Source organism: Flavobacterium hydatis (genome assembly GCF_000737695.1).
In the GTDB taxonomy this organism is placed as follows: Bacteria; Bacteroidota; Bacteroidia; order Flavobacteriales; family Flavobacteriaceae; genus Flavobacterium; species Flavobacterium hydatis.
On record NZ_JPRM01000087.1, the window covers coordinates 1 to 698 of the forward strand.

Here is a 698-nt window from a genome sequence, read left to right on the forward strand (position 1 = left end):
AATACCACAGCCACGTATACCTCAGGTAACCTGACTCAGACAACCCAGTTTAGAGCTGTAGTAAAAGATGGTAGTTGTGATGAAGCAACCTCTGAAGTTACAACCGTTACGGTAGATCCTCTGAGCGTTGGAGGTGCTGTAAGTGGAGGCAGTAGAATCTGCTCAGGAAGCCCAAGTGCGGAACTGACTTTAACAGGACATACTGGAACTATAATCAAATGGCAATCGGCTGTTAGTCCTTTTACCATCTGGAACGATATTAGCAATACCACAGCCACGTATACCTCAGGTAACCTGACCCAGACAACCCAGTTTAGAGCTGTAGTAAAAGATGGTAGTTGTGATGAAGCAACCTCTGAAGTTACAACCGTTACGGTAGATCCTCTGAGCGTTGGAGGTGCTGTAAGTGGAGGCAGTAGAATCTGCTCAGGAAGCCCAAGTGCGGAACTGACTTTAACAGGACATACTGGAACTATAATCAAATGGCAATCGGCTGTTAGTCCTTTTACCATCTGGAACAACATTAGCAATACCACAGCCACGTATACCTCAGGTAACCTGACTCAGACAACCCAGTTTAGAGCTGTAGTAAAAGATGGTAGTTGTGATGAAGCAACCTCTGAAGTTACAACCGTTACGGTAGATCCTCTGAGCGTTGGAGGTGCTGTAAGTGGAGGCAGTAGAATCTGCTCAGGAAG

At 46.0% G+C, this 698-nt stretch carries 1 protein-coding gene; it reads left to right on the forward strand.

Annotated features, from left to right (window positions below; translation table 11 throughout):
* Positions 1-698: hypothetical protein (locus tag IW20_RS26525; RefSeq protein ID WP_035629153.1), on the forward strand; the 698-nt coding region annotated here is incomplete at both ends.